Here is a 25,185-nt window from a genome sequence, read left to right on the forward strand (position 1 = left end):
ATGTTCTTCCGCCGGACCGAGCGGCCCGCCGACCGCGCCGTGTCCGACCGGCTCCTCGACGCGGCCGGCGCGGGCGCGCCGCGTACGCCGGACAGCGGCGGGACCGAGCCGCTCGCCTGGCTGCTCGCCGCCGCCGCAGCCCCCGCCCGTCCCGGCGAACTGGCCGGGGAGGAGGAGGCCCTGGCCTCCTTCCGGGCGGCACGCGCCGCGGGCCCCTCCGCAGGCCCGGCCCCGTCGCCACGCCGACGCCGCTTCACCGCCGGCGCCGCGGCCTGGGGCGCGGGGATCGCGGTCACCGCGACCGCGGGCGCCGCCTTCGCGGCCGTCGCCCTGGACCGTGCCGCCGATCCGGCCCCGTCGCCCCGCCCGGCCACGCCAGCGCCGGCCACCACACACCCGGACCGGGGCGGGTCGACCGGCGCCACCGGCGGGAGCCGCCCCACCGGGCCCCCGTCTCCTCCTTCCGCCGCCGTCACCTCGGGCGCGCCCGCCCCCGGCACCACCCCCGGTGCCGCGCCGGGGAGGCCGCAGCAGCGCACCGAGCAGCTGCGCGGTCTCTGCCGGGCGTACCTGGCCAAGAAACCGGAGCAGCGGGAGAAGGCGCTGGGCACCCCCGCGTTCGCCCGCCTGGTGACCGCGGCGGGCGACCCGGAGCAGGTCGAGGACTTCTGCCGGGAGCTGGTGCCCGAGGCGGCGGCGAAGGAGTCGCCGAAGCAGGCGCCGAAGACGCAGCCGTCGCCGCCGACTCCGGCCGACTGAGTTCCCGGCGGTCGGTCCTCGCCGGCGGCGTCCGGTCTTCCCGGCGGATCCTCGCGGTCCTTCGAGGCCGGGCCGGCCGACCCTGCGCCCCCGACTTCGGGAGCCGGGTTTCCGGGCCGTCCCGGCAGGGCGGGGCCGCCCGTTTCCGCTGTTCGTTCCGGTCGGCCACGCGAAATTCGTCTGCTAGACAGGAGTGGATGGGACCGCCGACGCCCCCGTCGATGACGGTGGGTGGCGTTACGGTGGCACAGACCGGAAGTCGGCCGGGAAGGAGCCCGTCCTGTGGTGACGTCGCCGGAGCTCGACCGGACCACCGTCCTGCGGGAGTCCGCCGCCGCCGAGGGCCACCTCGCGCGCATCTGCTTCAAGACCGGCCCACCGACCCGCATCGGCGTCGAACTCGAATGGACCGTGCACGACGCCGCCGACCCCGCCCGCCCGGTCGACGGCGAGCGGCTCCGGGCGGCCCTGGGGCGACACAGCCCCCACACCCTCGATCGCGCGAGCCCCGCCGAACCGCTCCCACACGACGGCACCGTGACCGTGGAGCCCGGCGGGCAGCTGGAGATCTCCGCCGCACCGCGCTCCTCGCTCGCCACTCTCGTCCACGCCACCGACGGCGACATCGCCGAGCTGAGCGGCCTGCTCGACGCCGCCGGGCTGGTCCTCGGGCGCAGCGGCATCGACCCGCACCGGCCACCCCGCCCGGTGGTCGAAGGCCCCCGCTACCGGGCCATGCGCCACGTCTTCGACCGACGTGGCCCGGCCGGCCGGACGATGATGTACAGCACCGCCGGCCTCCAGGTCTGCCTGGACGCCGGGGAGCCGGAGCACCTTCCGGACCGCTGGGCGGCGGTGCACGCGCTCGGGCCGCCCCTGCTGGCCGCGTTCGCCACGGCCGACCGGCACGCCGGCCGCAGCACCGGCTGGGCGTCCGCCCGGATGGCCGCCTGGTACGGCATCGACCCCGCCCGCACCCGTCCTGTCTGGACGCCGGAGACGGAGGTCGACCCGGTCACCGCCTGGACCAGGTACGTCCTCGCCGCGCCGCTGCTCTGCGTGCGCGACGACAGCCCCGACTGGACGCCGCCGCCGGGAATCACGTTCGCCGACTGGATCGACGGGGCGCTACCCCGCCCGCCCACCACCGACGACCTCGACTATCACGTGAGCACCCTCTTCCCGCCGGTACGACCGCGGGGCTATCTGGAGTTGCGCTACCTCGACACGCAGCCCGGCCGGGGCTGGGTGGTCCCGCTCGCGGTGCTGGCCGCCCTGCTCGCCGACCCCGGCGCGGTCCGCGCGGCCCGCGCCGTCGCCGGGCCGGTCGCGCACCGCTGGCACGCCGCCGCCCGGCACGGCCTGCGCGACCCGGCGCTGGCCGCCGCGGCGGCGGACCTGTTCGACCTGGCCCTCGCGGGCCTGCCCCGGCTCGACCTGCCGGCGGCCCTGCACGACGACATCGACCGAGGCGTACGGCGGCGACGGGACGCCGCGGGGAGGAGTCACCGGTGACCGGAGCGACCATGCCGCGGGCGGGCACGGAACAGCTGCGCGGCCAGATCGCGGCGGAGCTGGCACGCACCCGTGCCCGCAGCGCCCTGCTGACCGAGGCGGTCGACGAGGCCGACCTGATGCGGCAGCACTCGCCGTTGATGTCCCCGCTGGTCTGGGACCTCGCCCACGTCGGCAACCAGGAGGAACTCTGGTTGGTCCGGGACGTGGGTGGGCGGGAGCCCGTCCGGCGGGACATCGACGACCTGTACGACGCGTTCAAGCAGCCCCGCCGGGACCGCCCGACGCTGCCGTTGCTGCCCCCGCAGGAGGCCCGCAGCTATCTGCTCACCGTCCGGGACAAGGTGCTCGACCTGCTGGACCGGGTCGCGTTCACCGATCGGCCGCTGGTCGCGGACGGCTTCGCCTTCGGCATGATCGTGCAGCACGAGCAGCAGCACGACGAGACGATGCTCGCCACCCACCAGCTCCGCGCCGGCCCGGCCGTGCTGCACGCCCCGCCGCCGCCGGAGCCGAGGGCCCGCCTCGCCGCCGAGGTGCTGGTGCCGGCCGGCGAGTTCACCATGGGCACCGACACCGAGCCGTGGGCGCTGGACAACGAGCGGCCCGCCCACCGGGTCCACCTGCCGGCGTACGTCATCGACGCCGCGCCGGTGACCAACGGGCGCTACCGCGAGTTCATCGCCGACGGCGGATACGACGACCCGCGCTGGTGGAGCCCGGCGGGCTGGCGGCACCGGCGGGAGGCGGGGCTCTCCGCGCCGATGCACTGGCGACCCGACGGCGACGGCTGGGCCTACCGGCGGTTCGGGCGATGGGCGCCGGTCCGCGACGACGAGCCGGTGCTGCACGTCTGCTTCCACGAGGCGCAGGCGTACGCCGCCTGGGTCGGCAAGCGGCTGCCGACCGAGGCGGAGTGGGAGAAGGCGGCCCGTTGGGATCCGGCGACCGGCCGCTCCCGCCGGTACCCCTGGGGCGACGACGACCCCACCGCCGAGCACGCCAACCTGGGCCAGCGGCACCTGTGGCCCGCTCCGGTGGGCGCCTATCCGGCCGGCGCCTCGCCGCTGGGGGTGCACCAGCTCATCGGGGACGTGTGGGAGTGGACCTCCACCACGTTCCGGGGCCATCCCGGCTTCACCGCGTTCCCCTACCGCGAATACTCGGAGGTCTTCTTCGGCGACGACTACCGGGTGCTGCGCGGCGGCTCGTTCGGCACCGACCGGTCCGCCTGCCGGGGCACCTTCCGCAACTGGGACTACCCGATCCGGCGGCAGATCTTCAGCGGCTTCCGTTGCGCGCGGGACGCCCGGCCGGAGGAGTCGCAGCCGTGAGGACGCGCCCGCCGCACGTCCCGCCCGGCGTCGGCCGGGCCGCCGACCGCAGCCCACCGGGGCGCCGGGGCGGGTGCGGCGAGGTCGCGCGAGCCCGCCTCGGCACCCCGCCCGGCGTCCATCGGCGACGACGGCACCCGGGCCGTCCCGCCGGGTCGGGCGGTGCGGGCTGATGTGCCGCCACCTGGCGTACCTGGGGCCGCCGGTCACCCTGCGGGAACTGCTGTTCGACCCGCCGTACTCCCTCGTGCGGCAGTCCTGGGCGCCTCGCGACATGCGCGGCGGCGGGACGATCAACGCCGACGGCTTCGGCGTCGGCTGGTACCCGGGCGACGGCGAACCGGTGCGCTACCGGCGGTCCCAGCCGATCTGGAGCGACCCGACCATCGCCCAGCTCGCGGGGGTCACCTCGGCCGGCGCGGTGCTGGCCGCCGTCCGCTCCGCCACGGTGGGCATGGCGGTGCTCGACGGGGCCGCCGCCCCGTTCGCCGAGGGGCGGTGGCTGTTCAGCCACAACGGGGTGGTGCGGGGCTGGCCCGACTCGATGGTGGCGCTCGCCGCCACCCTGCCCGTACGCGACCTGCTCACCCTCGACGCGTCCACCGACTCGGCGCTGCTGTGGGCCCTGGTGCGGCACCGGTTGCGGGCCGGGGTGAAGCCGGCGCGCGCGATCGCCGAGACCGTGACGGCGGCGGCTGCGGCTGCCCCCGGGTCCCGGCTCAACCTGCTGCTCACCGACGGGCACACCGTGGTGGCCAGCGTGGCCGGGCACGCGCTGTCGATCCGCGCGACGCCGGCCTCGGTGCTGCTGGCGTCCGAGCCGCACGACGACGACCCCGGCTGGCGAGCGGTGCCGGACGGGCAACTGGTGGAGGCCACCGCGACGGGGGTGCGCGTCCGCGCCCTCGCCGAGGTCTGACCGCCGGCCGACAGGGACGTTCCACCCGACGACGAAGGGGAAGACATGAGCGCGGAGCCGCTGGAGATCCACCTGGAGGAGCAGGACCTGGGCCGTAGCCTGCGGGAGGACGTGCGCACCGGCCTGACGGCCGACCCCAAGTGGCTGCCCCCCAAGTGGTTCTACGACGCCCGGGGCAGCGAACTGTTCGAGGAGATCACCCGGTTGCCGGAGTACTACCCGACCCGGGCCGAGCGCGCGGTGCTGGCCGAGCGGGCGGCCTCGATCGCCGAGCGGACCGGGGCCAAGACGCTGATCGAGCTCGGTTCGGGCTCGTCGGAAAAGACCCGGCTGTTGCTGGACGCGTTCACCCGCAGGGGCGGGCTCGGCACGTTCGTGCCGCTGGACGTGTCGGTCAGCGCGCTGCGGCAGTCCACCGCCGAGATCGCCGCCGACTATCCCGGGCTGCGGGTGCGTGGCATCGTGGGTGACTTCACCCGCCACCTGGACCGCCTGCCGACCGGCGGGCGCCGGCTGGTGCTCTTTCTCGGCGGCACCATCGGCAATCTCCTGCCGGCCGAGCGGGCGCGGTTCCTCGCCGCCATGCGGGCCGCGCTGGAGCCGGGGGACTGGCTGCTGATCGGCACCGACCTGGTCAAGGACCCGGCGGTGGTCGTGCCGGCGTACGACGACGCGGCCGGGGTCACCGCCGAGTTCAACCGCAACGTGCTGCGGGTGGTCAACCGCGAGCTGGGCGCCGACTTCGACCCGGAGGGGTTCGCCCACGTCGCGCTCTGGGACCCGGAACGGGAGTGGATCGAGATGCGGCTGCGGGCGCGGCGGCCGATGCGCGTGCGGGTGCTCGACCTGGCGGTCACCTTCGCCGAGGGCGAGGAACTGTGCACGGAGGTGTCGGCGAAGTTCCGGCCCGAGGGGATCGCCGCCGAGCTCGCCGCTGCCAGCTTCGCCGCCCACGACTTCTGGACCGACCCGGACGGCCTGTTCGGCGTCACCCTGGCCCGCGCCGAGTGACCCGGGGCGCCCTCCCCGGGTGAGCATCTTCACCCGCGGCGGCCGGCCCGGTCGGTGATCGGCTAGGCTGGCGGCGCGAAGGGGAGTAGCCCCCAATGTCGTGGTCGACACACTGGTGCGTTCCGCATCCGGCCACGCGGCCTCGTCATCCGAGGCGGGCGAGACCTTCGACTCAGGCTGTTGCAGCCGGGTCGAGGGCACCCCTGTACCTCCTCCCGGCCTGATCCGGAAGGATGTCATGGAAGGTTTCCTCGTCGCGCTGGCGGTCAGCTTCGGCGTCATCTTCGTCGCGGAGCTGGGGGACAAGTCCCAGCTGATGGCCCTGACCTTCGCCACCCGCTTCAAAACCGTACCGGTCCTGATCGGGATCACCATCGCCACCGCCGTGGTGCACCTGGCCTCGGTGGCGATCGGCTACGGGCTCGGTGCCGCGCTGCCGACGGAGTGGATCTCACTCGTCGCGGGCGTGGCGTTCCTCGGCTTCGGCGCGTGGACGCTGCGCGGGGACACCCTGACCGAGGCAGAGAAGCGCAAGGCCGAGAAGACCAGCAAGTCCGCCATCATCGCGGTGTCGATCGCGTTCTTCCTGGCCGAGCTGGGCGACAAGACGATGCTCGCCACCATCACCCTCGCCACCCAGTACGGCTGGTTCGGCACCTGGCTCGGCTCGACGATCGGCATGGTGGCGGCGGACGCGCTCGCCATCCTGGTCGGGCGGATGCTCGGCCGGCGGCTGCCGGAGAAGACGATCAAGTACGGCGCCGCCGTCCTCTTCGCGATCTGCGGGCTCTGGTTGATCCTGGAGGCCGTCACGCAGCTCACCTGATGCCGACTACCGCCCTGCTGGCCGGGTAACGCCAGCGGGTGGGTGTCGAGGAGGTCCTGCGCCACGGCTACCAGGCCCTGGTCACCGCGGTGGAGGTCGCCGGCGCGGTGGTCATCTTCGTCGGGGCGGCCTGGGCGGCGCTGCGGTTCGTGGTCGAGGGGCTACGGCACCGCAGCGCCGCTGTCTTCACCCCGATCCGGCTCTCCCTGGGACGGTTCCTCACCCTCGGGCTGGAGTTCCAGCTCGCGGCGGACATCCTGCGTACGGCGGTCTCGCCGACCTTCGCGCAGATCGGCCAGCTGGCGGCCATCGCCACGATCCGGACCGCGCTGAACTACTTCCTGGGCCGGGAGATCCGTCAGGAGCAGCGGCAGGTCCAGGCGGCGGAGCGTGGCGAGTGATCCGTGCCCTGGTCACCGCCACGACCGCCTTCGCGGCCCTGGCCGGGCTGGCGGTGCTGCTCGGCACGGGCTCCTGGCGGTGGGCGATGCGCGTGCTGCTGGACCTGCTCACCGCCGCGGGCCTGCTGCGGCTGGCCGGCACCCAGGGCTGGACGGACCTGGCCGCGGCGGCGGCGATCGTCCTGCTGCGCCGCCTGCTCTGGGCCGCGCTCACCGCCGGCGGGCCGGGCGCACCGGGCGGGCCGGAGCAGCACCCACCGTCGCGGCCCCGGACGCGCCCGTCCGGGGCCGGATGACCCGGCAGCCGACCGGGATCGTCCCTGCGGCCGACCCTCTCCGCGCGGGCCGACCGAGCGAGCCTGCCCACGCCGGCCGACCCGGCCGGCCAGCCCTTCCGACCCGGCCAGCCACCCTCCCGGCCCGGCCGGGGTCAGCCCTCCCGGCGCTGGTAGACGTCCGGCACGCCGTCGTGGTCGGCGTCCACCCGCTCCGCCTCGGCGATCCGCCGGTAGGCGGAGTTGCGTCGGACCAGCACGACCGTGGCGAGCAGCGCGGAGATCACCGAGCCGGCCAGCACGGCCGCCTTGACGTTGTCGTCGGCGGCGCTGCCGGGGCCGAACGCGAGTTCTCCGATGAGCAGGGAGACGGTGAACCCGATTCCGGCGAGCAGCGCCACCCCGAGCAGGTCGGACCAGGTGATGTCCTCGTCGAGCTGGGCCCGGGTGAAGCGGGCGAGCAGGAAGGTCGAGCCGAAGATCCCGATGGCCTTGCCGAGCACCAGGCCCGCGACGACGCCGATCACGATCGGGTCGGTGACGATGGCGCCCAGGTCCGCGCCCCGCAGCGAGACGCCGGCCGCGAAGAACGCGAAGACGGGCACGGCGAAGCCGGCGGAGATCGGACGCCAGCGGTGCTCGAGGTGTGCGGCGAGCCCGTGCGCGTCGCTGTCCCTGCCCCGTAGGACGGGCACGGTGAAGCCCAGCAGGACGCCCGCCACGGTGGCGTGCACCCCGGAGGCGTGCATGAGGGCCCACGCGGTCGCCGCCAACGGGATCAGGGCCCACCACCAGGTCTTGCGCCGCTGCACGAGCAGGCCGAAGACGGCGATCGGGGCGAGGGAGGCGAGCAGCGGGAGCGGGCTGAAGTCGTCGGTGTAGAAGATCGCGATGATGGTGATGGCGAGCAGGTCGTCGACCACCGCGAGGGTGAGCAGGAAGGCCCGCAGGCCCTGCGGCAGGTGGGTGCCGATGACGGCCAGCACGGCCAGGGCGAAGGCGATGTCCGTCGCGGTGGGGATGGCCCATCCCCGTAGCCCGTCGCCGCCGGCGGTGAGGTTGACCGCGACGTAGATCAGGGCGGGCGCCGCCATGCCGCCGACCGCCGCGACGACCGGCAGCGCCGCCCGGCGCGGATCACGCAGCTCGCCGGCGACGAACTCGCGTTTGAGTTCCAGTCCGACGACGAAGAAGAAGATCGCCAGCAGGCCGTCGCCGGCCCAGGCGGCCAGGTCGAGGTCGAGGTGCAGGCCCGCCCCACCGGGCCAGGGCACCCACGCGCCGAGGGCGGCGTAGGAGGACTCCCAGGGCGAGTTGGCCCAGATCAGCGCCAGCACCGCGCCGAGCAGCAGGAGGCCGCCGCCGACGGTCTCGGTCCGTAGCACGTCGGCCAGGAACCGGGCCTCTGGCCAGGACGTACGCGAGAAGAACCGCCGGGGCGAGCGGGATCGGTCGGTGTGCGGGGTGCGTGGTGTCATGCGCGGGGTCACCTCGGGGTCTGGGGCAGCACAGGTCGACGCCGACCAGGCTTCCCGGCACACCGTCACTGACCCTATCCAGCACCGCCGCTACCGGCGAGCCAGGTCGGGTGGTTGCCGGCGATGTCACGTCCGGTCGGCCTCACCCCGCTACCCGGTGCGGCGCATGCCCGTTTGTCCGGTGGTGGGTCGGGCGCTTGTGTCAAGGGGGTGAAAATAGATAACTCGGGACATGAGACGTATGAGTCGGTTTAATGGTTTCACGAGATTTAGTCGACCTTGGGGGTTTTCGTGAAGTTCTTTGGCGTTACCGGCCTGGTACGGAGGCGCGCCTGATGGACCTGTACCGCCAACTCCGCCTCGTGCGCCGGCACTGGTGGATCGTGCTCCTCACCGTCACGGTCGGGCTCGGCGTCACCGCCCTCGTCACCGTCCGGGCGCAGCCCCGGTACAGCGCGTCGGTGACCTTCTTCGTCACCGCGCCCAGCCAGGGCGTCACGGATGCCTACCAGGGCGGCCTCTTCCTCCAGCAGCGCGTCAAGTCCTATGCCGAGTTGTTGACCAGCGACCGCCTCGCGCAGAGCGTGGTCGCCGGGAACCCGGTCGGGCTCACCGCCGCAGGGGTCCAGCGTCGGGTGAGCACCTCCACCGAGACCGGCACGGTGCTGCTGCGCGCGTCGGTGACCGACACGGACCAGAACCGGGCCCTGAGGATCGCCGAACTGCTCTCCGTGAAGTTCGTCGAGTTGGTGCAGAAGGTGGAGACGACCCAGGACGGCCAGGCCGGCCCGATCAAGATCGAGGTGGTCGGCGGACCCCGGGTCACCCCGACCCCCGTGTCGCCGCAGCCGGTCCGCAACTTCGCCGTCGGGACCCTGCTCGGTCTGCTCGCCGGTGTGGGGTTGGCGATCCTGCGTGGCGTCGCCGACGTACGCCTGCGCGACGCCGCCGGCCTCCAGCGCACCACCGGCAGTCCGCTGCTCGGCGAGATCCCCTTCGAGAGCACGGCGAAGTCGGAGCCGTTGATCATCGGTGAGTCGGCGAACTCCGCCCGGGCCGAGGCGATCCGCAAGCTGCGTACCAACCTGCGCTTCGTCGACGTGCACGAGCCCGCCCGGGTCATCGCGGTGACCAGCGCACTGCAGGGCGAGGGCAAGACCACGCTCTCCTGCAACCTGGCGATCGCCCTGGCCGAGGCCGGCTGGCGGGTGCTGCTGGTCGACGCCGACCTGCGCCGCCCGAAGGTCGCCGACTACCTGGGGCTCGACGCCGGCATCGGGCTCACCGACGTGCTGGTCGGTGACGTCCAGGTCGGCGACGTGGTGCAGCGCTGGGGCGACAAGTCCCTGCTGGTGCTCCCGAGCGGGTCGGCGCCGCCCAACCCCAGCGAGCTGCTGGGCTCCAAGGCGATGGCGGACCTGCTGCTCGCCCTGCGGGAGTCGGCGGACATCGTCATCATCGACACCGCCCCGCTGCTGGCGGTGACCGACGGCGTGGTGGTGGCAGTGCAGGCCGACGGTGCGCTCCTGGTCTCCCAGCAGGGCCGCACCTCGCGCAGCCAGGTGGCGCAGGCCGCCCGCGCACTGAACTCGGTCTCCGTCCGGTTGCTCGGCTGCGTGCTGAACATGGCCAAGGTGGCCAAGGCGGAGGCGTACCAGTACGAGGCCTACCGGGTGGTCGCCGCTGCCGCGACTCCGGACGTGCCGGCCGACCGGGCCCCGGCCGCCCGGCACGCCGAGCGGATCGACGGCGTCGTCACTGACCGTACGCAGGAACTCACCCGGCTGTCCCGATGAGCACCGCGAGGGGCCGCATCGACCGCTCGATCTCCTCCGCGCAGCGCCGGAAGTCGGCGGACTTCCCACCGATCGGGTCCCGCAGGTCGTCCGCGTCTCCGGGGGCGGGTTGCAACCGCCCCCGGGCGCGGGCGGCGGCCTCGACCGCGGCCCGCAGGAGCCCGCCGACGGGCTCCTGCGTCGGCTCGGCGGCCGAGGCCAGCCGGCCGAACTGGCGGAGGGTGAACGTCCGGTGCAGCACGGCCGGCGCGAGCGCGTTGCACACCGAGCGCTGGCGCCGCGTCGCCGTCAGCACCAGCGTCGCCCCGACCAGGTGCTCCCGGCGCAGCCTGCGGCTACGGAAGCCGGTGGGATCCCCGCCGGCCTCCACCGCCAGCTTCGCCGCGTGCGGGTGCATCGACAGGTCGTCGACGGCGTCCGTGCCCGCGCTGGCGACCGTCACCGCACGCCCGGCCAGCAGGCGGCGGGCGATGTACTCGGCCATCGGTGAGCGGCACAGGTTGGCGTGGCAGACGAACAACACCCGGTCGACCATGCGGACCCCTCTCGTCGGTGCCGTCGCGGGCGGTGGCGCCGCGCCGGCCGCCGGCCGTCGGTGCCGGCCGGACGTGGAGGGGATGTCGGCATCGTACGCGGGCCGAACGCCTCGTCGTCACGGTGCCGCGCCGGGCCGTCCCGTCGGGACGGAGGCGGGTCGGTGAGGATCGGGATCCTGTCGTACCACTTCCCGCCCGAGCCGGCGTTCATCCCGGGCAGCCTCGCCGAGGAACTCGCCGTCCGGGGCCACGAGGTGAAGGTGCTGACCGGCTTCCCCGACTATCCCGGCGGTCACGTCTACCCGGGCTGGCGGCAGCGCTGGCGGCACGAGACCCGCAGCGAGCGGCTGACCGTCCGGCGGGTTCCGCGCTACTCCGCGGGTGACGGGTCGGTCCGCGGCCGGATGGCCGGGCACCTGTCGTTCGCCGGCAGCGCGACGCTGACCGGGCGGTCGTTCCTGTCCGACGTCGACGCCCTCTACGTCCATCTGCCGCCGGCGAACGCCTTCGCCGCGACGGGCCTGCTCCGCGTGCTGGGCCGGGTGCCGACGGTCGTGCACGTGCAGGACGTCTGGGCGGAGGACGAGCCGGTCGGGGCCGAGAACGGGCGGTGGGCCGGGCGGATCGCCGCCGCGATGGCGCGCACCTACCGGGTCGCCGACCAGATCGCGGTCGCCGCGCCGTCGCTGCGTGACCGGGTCGTCGCCGCGGGCGCGGATCCGGCCCGGGTGCGGGTGGTGCTGAACTGGACGGACGAGCGGATCTTCCATCCCGCGCGACCCAGCCAGGCGGCGCGCAGGCTGGTCCGGCGCGACGAGCGCTGCGTGGTGATGCACGCCGGCACCATCGGCGCGCGGCAGGGCCTGGAGACCGCGGTACGGGCGGCGGCGGCACTGGACCACACCGTGGACCTCGTCCTGGTGGGGTCGGGTGCGGACGAGCGGCGGGTGCGGGGGCTCGCCGCCGAACTGCGCGCCGAGAACGTGCGCTTCGTCGAGCGACGTTCCCCACTGGACATGCCGGACCTGTACGCCGCCGCCGACTACCAGCTCGTCATGCTGCGGAACCTGCCCGAGTTGCGCAGCACCCTGCCGGCGAAGCTCCAGGCGGCGTTCTCCTGCGCCGCGCCCGTGGTGGCCTCGGCCGGCGGCGACACCGCCGACGTGGTGGAGCGGGCCCGGGCGGGGCTCTCCTGCCCGCCGGAGGACTGGGCGAGCCTGGCCGACCGGTTCTGGCTGGCCGCCACCATCCCGCCGCCCGCCCGGGCCGACATGGGCCGGCGTGGCCGGGAGGCGTACCTGCGGGAGATGTCGATGTCGGCGGGTGTGGACCGGATCGAACGGCTGCTGTACGAGGCGGTTGACGGGCGCACCGGCGTCCGGTGAGGGCGAGTGGACATCCCGTACCGGTCAACTGTGTCCCGCGCGCTGACCGTGGACTCCCACCGCGTACGACCCGGACACACCGCGAAACGCACTGATGCCCGTTGGACACGTCCGACGGGCATCAGTGCGTCATGTGTCGCCCTGGTTGCTCCGCCGCGCCGGCCGTGCTCGTGGCGGGCGGTGGGGCGCGGGGCGCGGCCTGCCCCGAACGAGCGCCTCTCGGCCTGCCGGCGGGGACATGGCACCATGACCGTGTCCGCCGCCGCCGGGCGGCCGGGACACGACATCGATGGAGTCGGGATGACAGGACTGGCCGGTGCGCCGGTGCCGGGGCTGGTGCCACTGTGGACGCACGACCCCGTAGCCGCCGGCCCCTACCGGCTGGTCGGCCGGCTGGGCGCGGGCGGCCAGGGAGTGGTCTACCTCGGCGAGGACGACCAGGGCTACCAGGTGGCGGTCAAGATGATCAACATGGACCTGAGCGACGCCCGGGCGCGGTCGCAGTTCATGAAGGAGATCGCCGCGGCGCGCCGGGTCGTCCCGTTCTGCACCGCGCAGGTGCTCTTCGCCGACGTGGACGGTGAACGGCCCTACGTGGTCAGCGAGTTCATCGAGGGCCCCACCCTCTACCGGCACGTCCGCGAGCACGGCCCGGTCGCCGGCAACGCGTTGCACCGGCTCGCCGTCGGCACCGCCACCGCGCTCGCCGCGATCCACCGCTCCGACGTCGTGCACTGCGATCTCAAGCCGGACAACGTGGTCCTCGGCCGGGACGGCCCCCGGGTGATCGACTTCGGCATCGCCCGCGCCCTGGGCGTCACCGAGACGGTGACCAGCCGGGTGATGGGGACGACCGCGTACATGGCTCCGGAACGGTTCCGCAACGACTCGGTCGGGCCGCCCTGCGACGTCTTCGCCTGGGCCGCCACCATCGCGTTCGCCGCCGGTGGCCGGCCACCGTTCGGCAACGACTCCCTCTTCGCGGTGATGCACCGGGTGCTGAACGACCCGCCCGACCTGCCGCCGCTGCCGCCGGGCCTCGACGAGCTGATCCGGCAGTGCCTGGCCAAGGAGCCGGCGGACCGGCCGGAGGCCGAGCACGTGCTGATGCGGCTGCTCGGGCAGGACGTCAGGGTGACCGGCCCGCTCCGCCGGGAGACCGTGCTCCAGGTGGGCAACGAGACCGCCGGCGCGGCGACGCCGAACCAGCCACTGCCGTTGCCCCGGTTCGCACCGGAGGCCCCGGCGACAGCACCGGAGGCCCCGGCGACACCGCCGGAGGTCCGGATGGCCCCGGCGACGGCGCCGGAGGCCCCGATGCCCACGTCGGCAGCCCCGGCAGCCCCTCCGGCATCGCCGCCCTACGGGCCTGCGGCGTCCGCGCCCGGTACCGTCGTGCCGTCCGACCCGGCGGGCGACGGCTGGGGGCGGCGGCTCCGCCGTGAGTCGATCGACGCCTGGGGCATCTCGATCGCGATCTTCCTCGGCTCGGTCGGCGCGGCTGCCGGCTACGTCGCGTCGACTGCGGTGGACGTGGCCGCCGCGACCGGGGCGGCCACCTTCGTCGTGGTCTACGTGGTCCGGCTGCTGATGGCGTCGGTACTCGGCAACCGCTCCGACCACCCCTGACCGCGGTGCGCCGGGTCCGGCGCCGCCGGTGGCAGCGCACCGATAGGTTGACTGCGATCAGTCGACCGCCGAGGAGGACGTCCCCATGGCCCCAGCCCCGTTGCACGTACGACAGTGGTTGCCGTACACCGCCGCCGTCACCGCGGGGCTGCTGGTCATCGCCGGGGCGTTCGTGCTCGTCCGGCAACGGGACGCCGGCGCGGACCGGCCCCGGGCCGACTGCGCCACCAGACTGGACGTCAACTCCTCGACCGAGAAGGCGGCGCTGCTGGTCGAGTTGGCCGAGCGGTACAACAGCAGCGACCGGTCGCTCGACGGTGGCGGCTGCGCCCAGGTGCACGTCAGCGCCCTGAACTCGGGCAAGGCCACCGAGACGCTGGCCGCCGGCTGGCGCGGCACCGGCCTGCCGGAGCCGCAGGTCTGGCTGCCGACGTCGAGCCTGTGGACCGGTCAGCTCCAGTTGCTCGACAAGGCCGCCGGGCGGACGCCGCAGACCCCGGACCAGTACCCGTCGATCGCCAACAGCCCGTTGGTCATCGCGATGCCGCAGCCCAAGGGCGAGCTGGTACGCCAGCAGGGGCCGCTGGGCTGGGGGCAGATCCTCGGCCTGTCCGGACGGGAGGGATGGGCGGAGTTCGGCAGGTCGGAGTGGGGCCGCTTCACCTTCGGCAAGGACAACCCGAACCTCTCCACCTCCGGCCTGGCGGCGACCATCGCCACCTACTACGCCGCGGCGAACCGCTCCAGCGACCTGACCCGCGCCGACCTGGCGGACCCGAAGGTGACCCAGTTCGTCCGGCGGATCGAGGCCAACGTGTCGCACTACAGCGACGACTCGGTGGAGCTGCTGCGCGACCTCGCCGAGGCCGACCTGGCCGGCGGGGGCGCCAGCACCGGCGACATGAGCGCCATCGTCATGCAGGAGGAACTGGTCCACCTCTACAACGAGGGCGGACTGAGCCCGCGTCAGGAGGGCCAGGAGCGGGGCAGCCGGCCGAAGGTCCCGCTGGTCGCCGTCCATCCGAAGGAAGGCACCTTCAACCTGGACCACCCGTTCGTGGTGCTCCCCTCCGCCGACGAACGGCAGCGCGTGGCGGCGGCCGACTTCCTGAAGTTCCTGACCGAGAGCGCCCAGCAGAAGAGCTTCGCCCGCCTCGGCTTCCGGGACCACGAACGCCGGGCCTCGGCGGAGCTGCTCGCCAGCGTCGGAGCCGAGCCCGCCGGCGGGCTGGACTACTTCGCGCCGCCGAACCCGGCGGTGGTCGAGGCGATGCTGGACGGCTGGAGCTCGCTGCGCAAGAAGGCCAACATCCTGATCGCCCTGGACACCTCCGGGTCGATGGAGGCCCCTGTCGGCAACAGCACCCGCTTCCAGGTCGCCTCGGCAGCGGCGGCCAAGGGGCTCGCGCTGCTCAACTCCGAGGACCGGGTCGGGCTCTGGTCGTTCTCCTCGGAGACGAAGAGGCGGCCCGACGGCCCGTACCGGGAGGAGGTCCGGCTCGGCAACTTCGACGAGAAGCGGATCAACAACCGGATCGCAGGCCTGCACGTCGCGGGGGAAACCGCGCTCTACGCGACGGTCCGGGCCGCCCACAAGCAGGTGCTCGAGCGGTACGACCCGCAACGAATCAACGCCGTCGTCGTGCTGACCGACGGCAAGAACGAGTACCCCCGGGACAACGACCTGAACCGGCTGCTCGCCGACGTCGCCCTGGACCCGGATCGCCCGGTCAAGGTCTTCTGCATCGCCTTCGACCAGCATTCGGACTTCGACACGCTGGACCGGATCGCCAAGGCGTCGTCGGGCAAGGCGTTCGACGCCACCGATCCCGCCATGATCGACGAAGCGTTCGTGAAGCTGGTCAGCAGCTTCTGAGCCTGCCGGCGCTGACGGGGCGAGGCGAGGGACCGCCGCCCCGTCAGATCAGACCGTGGGCCAGCATCGCCTCCGCCACCCGGCGGAACCCGTCGATGTTCGCCCCGGCCACGTAGTCGCCCGGCAGCCCGTACTCCTCGGCGGTGGACCAGCAGCGGTCGTGGACGTCACGCATGATCCCGCGCAGCCGTTCCTCCGAGTCGGCGAACGTCCACGAGTCCCGGCTGGCGTTCTGCTGCATCTCCAGCGCGCTCACCGCCACCCCGCCGGCGTTGGCCGCCTTGCCCGGCGCGAACCGCACCCCGGCCCGGCCGAGGATGCGTACCGCCTCGGGGGTGGTCGGCATGTTCGCGCCCTCCACCACCGCGACGCAGCCGCCGGCCACGAGGGCCGCGGCCTCCGCGCCGCCGATCTCGTTCTGCGTCGCGCACGGCAGCGCCAGCTCGCAGGGCACCTCCCAGACGCTACGACCGGAGACCGCCACCGCGTGTGGCGCGTGCCGGGCGTAGTCGTCGAGCCGGGCCCGGCGCTGCTCCTTCAGCTCCCGCAGCAGTTCCAGGTCGATGCCCTTCTCGTCCACGAGGTAGCCGGACGAGTCGGAGCAGGCGACCACCTTCCCGCCGAGTTGGTGCACCTTCTCGATCGCGTAGATCGCCACGTTGCCGGAACCGGAGACCACCACCCGCTTGCCGTCCAGGCTGTCCCCGGCCTGCCGGAGCATCTCGTCGGCGAAGAAGACCGCCCCGTAGCCGGTCGCCTCCCGGCGCACCTGCGCGCCCCCGTACGCCAGACCCTTGCCGGTGATCACCCCCGACTCGTAGCGGTTGGTGATCCGCTTGTACTGGCCGAACAGGTATCCGATCTCGCGACCACCCACGCCGATGTCCCCGGCCGGCACGTCGGTCTCCGCGCCGATGTGCCGGTACAGCTCGGTCATGAAGCTCTGGCAGAACCGCATCACCTCCCGGTCCGAGCGCCCCTTCGGGTCGAAGTCCGCGCCGCCCTTGCCGCCACCGATCGACAGCCCGGTCAACGCGTTCTTGAAGATCTGCTCGAAGCCGAGGAACTTCACGATCCCGAGGTAGACCGACGGGTGGAAGCGCAGCCCGCCCTTGAACGGGCCGAGCGCGCTGTTGAACTCCACCCGGAAGCCACGGTTGACCTGGATCCGACCGCGGTCGTCCTCCCACGGCACCCGGAAGATGACCTGCCGCTCCGGCTCGCAGATCCGCTCGATGATGCGCGCCTCGGTGTATTCGGGGTGCCTGGCCAGCGCCGGGCCGATGCTCTCCAGAACCTCGCGTACCGCCTGGTGGAACTCCGGCTCACCCGGATTGCGGGCGACCACGTTGGTGAACACCGTCTCCACGGTCTCCGGCATGCCGACACGTCCCTTCACTTGCGCTGGTAGCCCCCTGTTGCTACCACCCGCGCCGGGTTACCCGCCAACTGTCCCGGGATACGGACCGTGACTCCCGGGCGGTTCGCCGGTCGCCGCGTGGACGATCTGACCTGGGACATGATATTGGGCTCCTGCTGCTGGCGGGACGCTCCGGCGGCACCGGACGGACCGAAATGCCCCGGGGGATCCTCGAACTGACAGCGGGAGCGGGAGGGGTGGGGAGCGCCGGAATCGGATGCTCGGCCAGAATTCGACCCGGGTGCCAGGAATGCCCGTACCGGCGTCGGGTCGCCGCCCGGCCGGGCCGCCACGCCCGCGACGCGGCGGCCGGCCGGTGGCTCACATCACGTCACAGGCCGTGGCGGCGGTCGCCCGCCACCAGGTCGCAGACTCCCGCCTCGGACCTCGCAAAGAACGGGTCGCGGCGGGCGGCGACCGCCCGCCGCGTCTCCTCGGCGACCAGGTCGGCGTTGATCTGGGCCGCCACGGCCGCGCCCGCTGCCGCGACGGCACCGACCTGGGCGGCCGGATCGGTGACGTTGCCGGCGACCCACACCCCGGGCACGTCGGTACGGCCCGTCGCATCGGACGGGACGTGCTCACCGATCCCCGCCGGGTGTTCCGCCGGTCGGAGCCCGAGCGCCGCGAGGAAACCGGCGCGCGCCACCATCCGGGGCGAGACGGCCAGCGCCTCGCGCCCGATCACGCTGCCGTCGCCCAGCCGTACGCCCGCGAGGCGGTCCTCGACGATCTCCAGGGACGCCACCTCGCCGTCCACCACGCGGACGCCCCGGGCCGTCAGCTGCTCCGCCTGCTCGTCGGTGAGGGGCGGCATGGTGTGGGAGAAGTACGTGACGTCGGCGCTCCACTGCCGGAACAGCAACGCCTGGTGCACCGACAGGGGCCCGCTCGCCAGCACGCCGACGGCCCGGTCACGGACCTCCCAGCCGTGGCAGTACGGGCAGTGCAGGACGTCCCTGCCCCACCGGTCCCGCAGCCCCGCCACGTCCGGCAACTCGTCCACCAGCCCGGTGGCCACCAGCAGTCGCCTCGCGCGGACCGTCCGGCCGTCGCCCAGCGTCACCACGAACCCGTCGTCGTCGCGAGCCACGGCGCCGACCTCGCCGGTCAGCACCCGGCCGCCGTAACCACGGACCTCCGCCCGGCCGCGCTCCAGCAGCTCGGCCGGCCGGATCCCGTCGCGGGCCAGCAGCCCGTGCACGCCCCCGGCCGGGGCGTTGCGCGGGGCGCCCGCGTCGACCACCAGCACCGACCGCCGGGCCCGGGCCAGTGTCAGCGCCCCGCTCAACCCCGCGGCGCCGCCTCCGATCACCACCACGTCGTAGCTGCCATCCAGTTGACCGGTCACCGTGACCACCTCCCGCGGCCACGATGCGCGCGGAGCGGCCGTGGTGGCAAACATCGTTGCCATAGTGGCAAACTGGCGGCATGGACAACGACCTCGACCACGCGCTCGGCGCGGTCGGACCCCGGCTGCGCGCGCTACGCCGGCAGCGGGAGACCACCCTGGCCGACCTGTCGGCGGCGACCGGCATCTCGGTCAGCACGCTGTCCCGGCTGGAGTCCGGTGCCCGCCGGCCGACCCTCGAACTGCTGCTCCCGCTGGCCAGGGCCCACGGCGTCACGCTCGACGAACTCGTCGACGCCCCGCCCACCGGCGACCCGCGCATCCATCTGCGCCCGGTCACCCGGCACGGGATGACGATGCTGCCCCTGACCCGCCGGCCCGGCGGCATCCAGGCGTACAAGCTCGTGATTCCGGGCGACGGCCGCAGGGCGGAACCCGATCCGCAGACCCACGAGGGCTACGAGTGGCTCTACGTCCTCAACGGGCGGCTGCGGGTCGTCCTCGGCGACCAGGACCTCGTGCTCACGCCCGGGGAGGCGGCCGAGTTCGACACCCGCGTGCCGCACTGGTTCGGGTCAGCCGACGCCGAACCGGTCGAGTTCCTCAGCCTCTTCGGCCGCCAAGGCGAGCGTGCCCACCTACGCGCCCGCCCCAGGACCCAACCCCCGCCCGCCCCCTCCGGCCACGGGTGACCCACCCGCCGCCCGCCCCCGCCCCCTCACAACCTGGCGATCATGGGGTTGGCGGCACCAGCGGAGATCGACATCGCCGCCAAGCCCATGATCGACGCGGGGAGGGGTGGGGGCGGGTGAGGGGTGGGGGTGGGGGGTGGGGGCGGCCTGCCGGGGCGGCACCGGGCGTACGGGCACGGCGCTGGCGATCCTCGACCGGCTGCCGCCGGAGCGGGCGGTCGACTGGGTGCGCGACACCTACCGGCCACGGGCCGTGGGGACGCCCTGGCAGCGTCGCTGGCTGCGACGCCTCACCTGACGCCGGCTCAGCTGGCCGGGAGGCGCCGGGCGACCGGGACCGGGGCGCCGCGCGGCCCGCGCCCGGCAGGGGAGGACCGCGCGACGCCGCCGGACTCAGCGGTCCACGTACTCGCGCAGGTGGCGGGCGGTCAGCGTGTCGCCGCGGGCGACCAGGTCGGCCGGCGTGCCGGTGAAGACGATCCGGCCGCCGTCGTGCCCCGCCCCCGGCCCGAGGTCGATCAACCAGTCGGCGTGCGCCATGACCGCCTGGTGGTGCTCGATGACGACGACGGTGTTGCCGGCGTCGACCAGCCGGTCCAGCAGGGCGAGCAACTGGTCCACGTCGGCCAGGTGCAGGCCGGTGGTCGGCTCGTCCAGCACGTACGTGCTCCCGCTGTCGGCCATCCGGATGGCCAGCTTGAGGCGTTGCCGTTCGCCGCCGGAGAGCGTGTTGAGCGGCTGGCCCAGGGTGAGGTAGCTGAGCCCGACGTCGACCAGCCGGTCGAGGATCGCCCGGGCCGGGCCGCCGGGGAAGAAGTCGCGGGCCTCCGTGGCGGACATCGCGAGCACCTCACTGATGTTCCTGCCCCGCAGCCGGTAGGTGAGCACCTCGTCGGTGAAGCGCCGCCCCTCGCACTGCTCGCAGACCGAGGCGACACCGGCCATCATCGCCAGGTCGGTGTAGACCAGGCCGATGCCCTTGCAGGTCGGGCAGGCACCCTCGGAGTTGGCGCTGAACAGCGCCGCCTTGACGCCGTTGGCCTTGGCGAACGCGGTGCGGATCGGGTCGAGCAGGCCGGTGTAGGTGGCCGGGTTGCTGCGCCGGGAGCCCCGGATCGGCGACTGGTCGACGACCACCACGCCGTCGCGCCGGTGCAGCGAGCCGTGGATCAGCGAGCTCTTGCCGGAGCCGGCCACCCCGGTCACCACGGTCAGCACCCCGAGCGGAATGTCGACGTCGACGTCACGCAGGTTGTGCAGGTCGGCGTTGCGGATCGACAGTTGGCCGGCCGGCCGGCGGACGTGTTCGCGCAGGCGTACCCGGTGGTCGAGGTGTCGGCCGGTGAGGGTGTCGGAGCGGCGCAGGCCGGCGACGTCACCGGTGAAGCAGATCCGGCCGCCGGCCGTGCCGGCCCCGGGACCGAGGTCGACCACGTGGTCGGCGATGGCGATCGTCTCGGGCTTGTGCTCGACGACCAGCACCGTGTTGCCCTTGTCGCGCAGGCGCAGCAGCAGGTCGTTCATCCGGGCGATGTCGTGCGGGTGCAGGCCCACCGTCGGTTCGTCGAAGACGTACGTGACGTCGGAGAGGCTGGAGCCGAGGTGCCGGACCATCTTCACCCGCTGGGCCTCGCCGCCGGAGAGGGTGGCGGACTCGCGGTCGAGGCTGAGATAGCCGAGGCCGATCTCGACCAGCGAGTCGAGCAGGTCGCGCAGGTTGCCGACCAGCGGGGCGACCGACGGGTCGTCGATCGCGTGGACGAACCCGGCCAGGTCGCTGATCTGCATCGCGGAGCACTCGGCGATGTTGCGCCCGTCGATCCGGGCGGAGAGCGCCGCCTGGTTGAGCCGGGCGCCGCCGCAGTCGGCGCAGGTGGTGAAGGTGACCGCCCGGTCGACGAACGCGCGGATGTGCGCCTGCATCGACTCGCGGTCCTTCGCCAGGTAGAGCCGGCGTACCTTGACCACCAGGCCCTCGTACGTCCAGTTGTTGCTGCCCACCTTGATCTTGGTGGACGGTTTGTGGAGGAAGTCCTCCCACTGCTGGGGTGTGTAGTCCTGGAGCTTGGTGTCGGGGTCGAACAGGCCGGAGTTGACGATGGTCTGCCAGTACCACGAGTCGACGGCGAAGTTGGGCACCCTGATCGCGCCGTCGTTGAGCGAGCGCTCCACGTCTACCAGCTCGTCGACGTCGAGGTCGGAGACCCGCCCGAGGCCCTCGCAGGTCGGGCACATGCCCTCGGCCAGGTTGAAGCTGAACGCCCCGGCCCCACCCACCTGCGGGGTGCCGAGCCGGCTGAAGACGATCCGCAGCATCGCGTACGCGTCGGTGGCGGTGCCGACGGTGGAGCGCGAGTTCGCGCCCATCCGTTCCTGGTCGACGACGATGGCCGCGCTCAGGTTGCGCAGCGAGTCGACGTCGGGACGGTTCAGGTTCGGCATGAACGACTGGAGGAAGGCGCTGTAGGTCTCGTTGATCAGCCGTTGCGACTCGGCGGCGATCGTCCCGAAGACCAGGGAGGACTTCCCGGAGCCGGAGACCCCGGTGAAGACGGTCAGCCGGCGCTTGGGGATGTCGACCGAGACGGAGGCGAGGTTGTTCTCCCGGGCCCCGCGTACCTCGATCATGTCGTGACTGTCGGCGGCGGACCGTGCTTGCTGCTGCATGCGAACCCTTCGCGAGATCGTGGGCGGAGTCCCGCCCGAGTTACATCTACGGAGGCCAGGCCGCCTTCAATCGTCTCATTGAACCGCCCATGGAGGGTTTCACCTCGCCGAGCAGTAGCAGGTGTCCGAAGTAGAGGGGAAAGTCTCAAACCACGTGGGAGGCGGTAGGGTGGCCCGGTGACGGATCCGGGGCGGCGGGCCGGGCGGTGGCGGGGGGCTGAGGTCGCGGCCACCGCCGGCATCTCCGTGCAGCAGGTCCGCAACTACGTCGACCTCGGGGTGCTGCCGCCGGTCGAGCGCACCCCCGCCGGCTACCGCGTCTTCACCGCCGACCACGTGCGGGCGCTGGCCGTGGTCCGGCGGATGGCCGAAGGGCACGGCTGGGCGCGTACCCGGGAGGTCATGGTCGCGGTGCACCGGGGCGACCTGGCGATGGCGCTGGCGGCGCTCGACGCCGGCCACGCCGAGCTGGACCGCGAGCGGGCCGACATCCGGCGGGTGCTGGGCGCGTTCGAGACCGTGGTGACCAGCCCGGCCGCCGTCCTGCCGGCGCCCCGGCGCGGGGCCCGCATCGGCGAGGTCGCCGACCTGGTCGGCGTCCGCACCTCGCAGCTACGGCTCTGGGAGCAGCGCGGCCTGCTCCGGCCCGCCCGCGAGCGCGGCACCGGCTACCGGGTGTACGACGCGGCCGAGTTGCGCGCCGCGCAGGTCGTCGCGCTGCTGCGCCGGGGCGCGTACCCGTTCGACATCATCGCGGCCGTGCTCGACGAGATGCGCACCACCGGCAGTGCCCAGCGGGTCCACGCGGAGCTGGCCAAGCGGGAGCAGGAACTGCACCGGCGTAGCCTGCGACGGCTGCGCGCCTCGGCGGCCCTGCACGACTACCTGCGGCACCGTGACCCGGCCCTGCCGGGGTGACTCAGCGCAGCACCAGCAGGTCGAGATGGTCGACGACCGGGCCGCTCGCCGTGCCGGCCGCGGCCCGGAGCCGGGCCAGACCGTCGGCGTACTCCTCGTCGGTGATCAACTGGAGCAGGGTGTGGGCCCGGCGGTCGAGGCGCCCGGCGAACTCGGCCAGCGACGCCGCGGTGGTCTGCGCGACGGGCTCGACGGTGCTGACGGTGAACCCGGCCGTGGCGAACGCCGCACGCACCCGGGCCAGGTCCGGGTAGGTCTGGAGGACCCGTACCGCCTCCGGGAACCAGCGAAACAGTGTGATCCGCTGGTGCCGGCCCGGAAACGGGGAGCGGATCAGCACCGGCGCGCCCGGCCGGAGCACCCGGCGCAGCTCGCGTGCCGCCGCGTCGAGGTCGGCGATGTGGTGGACCATCGTGGACAGCCACGCCGCGTCGGCCACGGAGTCGCGCAGCGGCAGCGCGACGGCGTCGCCGGCGAGCAGCGGCCGATGGGTGGCGTGGGAGCGCATCGCCTCGGCGGGCTCCACCCCCACCACCCGGACGCCGAACCAGTCGGTGAAGGCGGCGGCCCAGGCGCCCGTGCCGGCTCCGAGGTCGAGCACGGTGCTGCCGGTACGCGGCCGAAGGTGCTGCTGCACCGCGTGCCGCCAGCGCTCCAGGCCGTCGCGGGGCAGCTCCCGGGTCGCGGCGAAGGCCGCCGAGTCGGCGTCGTCGTAGGAGATCAGAGCCACGGCCATCACCTCACCACCGTCGCCGGGAGGTCCGGTCGATCGTTCCACGGTTTTAGTCGGTGGGGGACGCCGGAGGCAACGGCTTGTGAGCCAACCGACGCGGCGGTCCGACGCGACCCGAGGTCAGCAGGATGCGGGCTCGGCGACCCGCCCGTCATGCGCGCCGGACCCGAGCGGCGTCGCGGCGAAGAAGGCGTCGGCCGCGCGGAGCGCGGCTGCGTCGCGGAGCACGTCGCCGGGCCGGTTGGCGTGGCCGAGCAGCGCGCCGCCCCAGCGCATGCCGAGGTAGTCGGCGCTGCGCCGCAGGCTGGTCACCAGCGGTTCGGCCGTGGCCGGGTCCTCGTCGTTGAGGGCACTGACCGCCCACATCCGGCGCCCCGCCATCCGCTGCCGGAAGTCGACGCCCGGCACCCGCAGCCAGCCCGACCAGTGGTCCAGGTAGAGCTTGGTGGCCGCGCTGACGCTGTACCAGTAGAGCGGGGAGGCGATCACCAGGTCGGTCGCGGCAAGCGTCTCCGTCAGCAGCAACGCCTCGTTGCCGGTCGGCTTCAGGTAGCGCTCCTCGTCGTGCCGGATGTCCCTGAAGGGCGCCAGCGGATGGTCGGCCAGGTGGAGCCAGCGCTGCTCGACGCCGGCCGGCAACGACGTTGCCGCGCGCCGGGCCAGGAGTTCGGTGTTGCCGCCGGAGCGGGAGCTGCCCAGGAGGAAGAGGAAGCGCATGAGGACACCGTCCATGTCCGACCGGTCGGGGGGTATCACGAAGGTATCCGAGTCGATGCCGTCGCGGCGGTACGCCGGCCGGTCAGAGCGTCACCGCTGCCAGCACCAGCAGGGCGCACCCCGTCTCGACCAGCCCCACCCGCTTCGGCGTGACCCGGCGTCCGGCGAGCACGGCCGCCCGGGCCAGCAGCACCACGAAGAGCACGACGACCGGCACCGACGCCCAGAGCACGGCGGCGACCACGGCGGCGGCGTGGTACGTCCACGACACCCACCGGTACCGGATGCTGTCCCGCTCCCGGATCATCGTCTTGACGTGCAGGACGGTGCCGACCAGGTAGCCCAGCACCACCACCGTCACCCCCGCCACCGCGGTCCACGGCAGCTCGGCCACCGTGGCGACGACGAGGCCGAGCAGCCCGCACTGCGCCACGAAGGCGAGGTCGTTGCCGAGCGCCCGGTCCCGGCCCCAGCGCGCGTAGCCGCCGTTCACGGCGGCGAGGGCCGCGTAGAGCGGGGCGTAGGCGAGCGTCGCGGGCCGGGCGGCCAGCACCGGCGCGGCGAGCACGGCCGTGGCGAGGCCGTACGCGACGAGCTGCGGTCGTACCCGGCGGAACCGGCCGGTCCTGACCGCCTGCAACCCGAAGTACGACAGCGGGTACCCGGCGAGCGCGGCCCCGAGCAGGAGCAGGTGCAGCGGGTGCGGACCGGTGACCGTCAGCGCCGCCAGTACGGGCAGCAGGAGCATCGCCCACGCACCGTGCTGCGGCGGCACCCAGCCCCGCGACCGGCCCCGGCCCGGCGCGGCCCGCCCGCCGTGGGCCGCCCGGCCGGTCCGGCTGTCGGTCCGGCGGCCGGTCGACGACGGCGGGCCGGTCCGGCTGCCGGAAGGCGACGATGGGCCGAACCGGCCGGGCGGCGACGGTGGGCCGGTCCGACCGTCGGGC

At 73.8% G+C, this 25,185-nt stretch carries 22 protein-coding genes and 1 pseudogene; 15 read left to right on the plus strand and 8 right to left on the minus strand.

Annotation, left to right across the window (positions count from 1 at the left end; genetic code table 11):
• From AB0D32_RS21680 to AB0D32_RS21715, 8 genes are all read left to right on the plus strand, one after another.
• Entirely contained in the window at window positions 1-759 is a 759-nt protein-coding gene (locus tag AB0D32_RS21680) for a hypothetical protein (protein ID WP_357092893.1), read from the plus strand.
• A gap of 282 nt (window positions 760-1,041) precedes the next feature.
• Window positions 1,042-2,274, plus strand: coding sequence for an ergothioneine biosynthesis glutamate--cysteine ligase EgtA (egtA, locus tag AB0D32_RS21685; protein ID WP_357092896.1), 1,233 nt, complete (start codon window positions 1,042-1,044; stop codon window positions 2,272-2,274).
• An 11-nt stretch (window positions 2,275-2,285) separates the two neighbouring features.
• Window positions 2,286-3,608, plus strand: a complete 1,323-nt coding sequence (gene egtB, locus AB0D32_RS21690; protein WP_357093025.1) for an ergothioneine biosynthesis protein EgtB — start codon at window positions 2,286-2,288, stop codon at window positions 3,606-3,608.
• A gap of 172 nt (window positions 3,609-3,780) precedes the next feature.
• Window positions 3,781-4,527 (plus strand): ergothioneine biosynthesis protein EgtC, encoded by a 747-nt coding sequence (gene egtC, locus AB0D32_RS21695; RefSeq protein WP_357092899.1) that lies wholly within the window; start codon window positions 3,781-3,783, stop codon window positions 4,525-4,527.
• A gap of 45 nt (window positions 4,528-4,572) precedes the next feature.
• Window positions 4,573-5,538 carry an L-histidine N(alpha)-methyltransferase gene (egtD, locus tag AB0D32_RS21700; RefSeq protein WP_357092902.1) on the plus strand — a complete coding sequence of 322 codons (966 nt, stop codon included), beginning with the start codon at window positions 4,573-4,575 and terminating at the stop codon, window positions 5,536-5,538.
• 238 nt (window positions 5,539-5,776) lie between these two features.
• Entirely contained in the window at window positions 5,777-6,364 is a 588-nt protein-coding gene (locus AB0D32_RS21705; RefSeq protein ID WP_357092905.1) for a TMEM165/GDT1 family protein, read from the plus strand.
• 38 nt (window positions 6,365-6,402) lie between these two features.
• On the plus strand, window positions 6,403-6,765 hold the full coding sequence (locus AB0D32_RS21710; protein WP_357092908.1) for a DUF1622 domain-containing protein: 363 nt from the start codon (window positions 6,403-6,405) through the stop codon (window positions 6,763-6,765).
• A complete protein-coding gene (locus tag AB0D32_RS21715; protein WP_357092911.1) occupies window positions 6,762-7,061 on the plus strand; it encodes a hypothetical protein in 300 nt (99 codons plus the stop codon). The genes AB0D32_RS21710 and AB0D32_RS21715 overlap by 4 nt, the downstream gene beginning before the upstream one ends.
• A 134-nt stretch (window positions 7,062-7,195) precedes the next feature.
• Here the strand turns inward: AB0D32_RS21715 and nhaA are convergent, their stop codons facing one another.
• Window positions 7,196-8,518 (minus strand): Na+/H+ antiporter NhaA, encoded by a 1,323-nt coding sequence (gene nhaA / locus AB0D32_RS21720; protein WP_357092914.1) that lies wholly within the window; start codon window positions 8,516-8,518, stop codon window positions 7,196-7,198.
• Between the two features lie 335 nt (window positions 8,519-8,853).
• On the opposite strand from nhaA, the gene AB0D32_RS21725 reads away from it, so the two are divergent.
• Window positions 8,854-10,314, plus strand: a complete 1,461-nt coding sequence (locus AB0D32_RS21725) for a polysaccharide biosynthesis tyrosine autokinase (protein WP_357092917.1) — start codon at window positions 8,854-8,856, stop codon at window positions 10,312-10,314.
• On the opposite strand, the gene AB0D32_RS21730 is transcribed toward AB0D32_RS21725, so the two are convergent.
• The gene (locus tag AB0D32_RS21730) at window positions 10,295-10,849 is read right to left on the minus strand and encodes a low molecular weight phosphatase family protein (protein WP_357092920.1); all 555 of its coding nucleotides are present in this window, start codon (window positions 10,847-10,849) and stop codon (window positions 10,295-10,297) included. The genes AB0D32_RS21725 and AB0D32_RS21730 overlap by 20 nt on opposite strands.
• Window positions 10,850-11,011: 162 nt before the next feature.
• Between AB0D32_RS21730 and AB0D32_RS21735 the strand changes: the two genes are divergently transcribed.
• From AB0D32_RS21735 to AB0D32_RS21745, 3 genes are all read left to right on the plus strand, one after another.
• Complete coding sequence (locus tag AB0D32_RS21735) at window positions 11,012-12,235, plus strand: glycosyltransferase family 4 protein (protein WP_357092922.1); 1,224 nt, start codon at window positions 11,012-11,014, stop codon at window positions 12,233-12,235.
• Window positions 12,236-12,535: 300 nt separating this feature from the next.
• Window positions 12,536-13,864, plus strand: a complete 1,329-nt coding sequence (locus tag AB0D32_RS21740; RefSeq protein ID WP_357092925.1) for a serine/threonine-protein kinase — start codon at window positions 12,536-12,538, stop codon at window positions 13,862-13,864.
• Between the two features lie 85 nt (window positions 13,865-13,949).
• Window positions 13,950-15,740: an extracellular solute-binding protein gene (locus tag AB0D32_RS21745; protein ID WP_357092927.1), complete on the plus strand. Its 1,791-nt coding sequence runs from the start codon at window positions 13,950-13,952 to the stop codon at window positions 15,738-15,740.
• 43 nt (window positions 15,741-15,783) lie between these two features.
• Here AB0D32_RS21745 and gdhA read toward each other — a convergent pair whose 3' ends face one another.
• Together gdhA and AB0D32_RS21755 are read right to left on the minus strand one after the other, a co-directional pair.
• Window positions 15,784-17,121 (minus strand): NADP-specific glutamate dehydrogenase, encoded by a 1,338-nt coding sequence (gdhA, locus tag AB0D32_RS21750; protein ID WP_357092930.1) that lies wholly within the window; start codon window positions 17,119-17,121, stop codon window positions 15,784-15,786.
• A 370-nt stretch (window positions 17,122-17,491) separates the two neighbouring features.
• A complete protein-coding gene (locus AB0D32_RS21755; RefSeq protein ID WP_357092932.1) occupies window positions 17,492-18,511 on the minus strand; it encodes an NAD(P)/FAD-dependent oxidoreductase in 1,020 nt (339 codons plus the stop codon).
• 80 nt (window positions 18,512-18,591) lie between these two features.
• On the opposite strand from AB0D32_RS21755, the gene AB0D32_RS21760 reads away from it, so the two are divergent.
• Window positions 18,592-19,203, plus strand: coding sequence for an XRE family transcriptional regulator (locus tag AB0D32_RS21760; protein ID WP_357092936.1), 612 nt, complete (start codon window positions 18,592-18,594; stop codon window positions 19,201-19,203).
• 145 nt (window positions 19,204-19,348) lie between these two features.
• Window positions 19,349-19,501: pseudogene (locus AB0D32_RS21765) on the plus strand (protein phosphatase); the annotation flags it as partial.
• 95 nt (window positions 19,502-19,596) lie between these two features.
• Here the strand turns inward: AB0D32_RS21765 and AB0D32_RS21770 are convergent.
• Window positions 19,597-21,870 carry an excinuclease ABC subunit UvrA gene (locus AB0D32_RS21770; RefSeq protein WP_357092939.1) on the minus strand — a complete coding sequence of 758 codons (2,274 nt, stop codon included), beginning with the start codon at window positions 21,868-21,870 and terminating at the stop codon, window positions 19,597-19,599.
• A 177-nt stretch (window positions 21,871-22,047) separates the two neighbouring features.
• Here AB0D32_RS21770 and AB0D32_RS21775 point away from each other — a divergent pair, with 177 nt between their 5' ends.
• Window positions 22,048-22,788, plus strand: coding sequence for a MerR family transcriptional regulator (locus AB0D32_RS21775; protein WP_357092942.1), 741 nt, complete (start codon window positions 22,048-22,050; stop codon window positions 22,786-22,788).
• A 1-nt stretch (window position 22,789) separates the two neighbouring features.
• Here AB0D32_RS21775 and AB0D32_RS21780 read toward each other — a convergent pair whose 3' ends face one another.
• The 3 genes from AB0D32_RS21780 to AB0D32_RS21790 all read right to left on the minus strand — a co-directional run bounded on the left by AB0D32_RS21780 (window position 22,790) and on the right by AB0D32_RS21790 (window position 24,986).
• Window positions 22,790-23,518, minus strand: a complete 729-nt coding sequence (locus tag AB0D32_RS21780; protein ID WP_357092945.1) for a methyltransferase domain-containing protein — start codon at window positions 23,516-23,518, stop codon at window positions 22,790-22,792.
• Window positions 23,519-23,641: 123 nt separating this feature from the next.
• Entirely contained in the window at window positions 23,642-24,253 is a 612-nt protein-coding gene (locus AB0D32_RS21785; protein WP_357092948.1) for an NAD(P)H-dependent oxidoreductase, read from the minus strand.
• 67 nt (window positions 24,254-24,320) lie between these two features.
• Window positions 24,321-24,986 (minus strand): YwiC-like family protein, encoded by a 666-nt coding sequence (locus AB0D32_RS21790; protein WP_357092951.1) that lies wholly within the window; start codon window positions 24,984-24,986, stop codon window positions 24,321-24,323.
• Window positions 24,987-25,185: the final 199 nt, after the last annotated feature.

Origin of the sequence: Micromonospora sp. NPDC048170 (genome assembly GCF_040652795.1) — a bacterium.
Lineage (GTDB): Bacteria > Actinomycetota > Actinomycetes > Mycobacteriales > Micromonosporaceae > Micromonospora.

Bases quoted from the DNA above. Each gene is read 5' to 3' on its own strand.
- egtB (WP_357093025.1), top strand. From the start codon at position 2,286: ATGCCGCGGGCGGGCACGGAACAGCTGCGCGGCCAGATCGCGGCGGAG.
- AB0D32_RS21725 (WP_357092917.1), top strand. From the start codon at position 8,854: ATGGACCTGTACCGCCAACTCCGCCTCGTGCGCCGGCACTGGTGGATC.
- AB0D32_RS21740 (WP_357092925.1), top strand. From the start codon at position 12,536: ATGACAGGACTGGCCGGTGCGCCGGTGCCGGGGCTGGTGCCACTGTGG.
- AB0D32_RS21705 (WP_357092905.1), top strand. From the start codon at position 5,777: ATGGAAGGTTTCCTCGTCGCGCTGGCGGTCAGCTTCGGCGTCATCTTC.
- AB0D32_RS21785 (WP_357092948.1), bottom strand. From the start codon at position 24,253: ATGGACGGTGTCCTCATGCGCTTCCTCTTCCTCCTGGGCAGCTCCCGC.
- AB0D32_RS21745 (WP_357092927.1), top strand. From the start codon at position 13,950: ATGGCCCCAGCCCCGTTGCACGTACGACAGTGGTTGCCGTACACCGCC.
- egtC (WP_357092899.1), top strand. From the start codon at position 3,781: ATGTGCCGCCACCTGGCGTACCTGGGGCCGCCGGTCACCCTGCGGGAA.
- AB0D32_RS21730 (WP_357092920.1), bottom strand. From the start codon at position 10,849: ATGGTCGACCGGGTGTTGTTCGTCTGCCACGCCAACCTGTGCCGCTCA.
- AB0D32_RS21760 (WP_357092936.1), top strand. From the start codon at position 18,592: ATGGACAACGACCTCGACCACGCGCTCGGCGCGGTCGGACCCCGGCTG.
- egtD (WP_357092902.1), top strand. From the start codon at position 4,573: ATGAGCGCGGAGCCGCTGGAGATCCACCTGGAGGAGCAGGACCTGGGC.
- AB0D32_RS21770 (WP_357092939.1), bottom strand. From the start codon at position 21,870: ATGCAGCAGCAAGCACGGTCCGCCGCCGACAGTCACGACATGATCGAG.
- gdhA (WP_357092930.1), bottom strand. From the start codon at position 17,121: ATGCCGGAGACCGTGGAGACGGTGTTCACCAACGTGGTCGCCCGCAAT.
- nhaA (WP_357092914.1), bottom strand. From the start codon at position 8,518: ATGACACCACGCACCCCGCACACCGACCGATCCCGCTCGCCCCGGCGG.
- AB0D32_RS21790 (WP_357092951.1), bottom strand. From the start codon at position 24,986: ATGCTCCTGCTGCCCGTACTGGCGGCGCTGACGGTCACCGGTCCGCAC.
- AB0D32_RS21680 (WP_357092893.1), top strand. From the start codon at position 1: ATGTTCTTCCGCCGGACCGAGCGGCCCGCCGACCGCGCCGTGTCCGAC.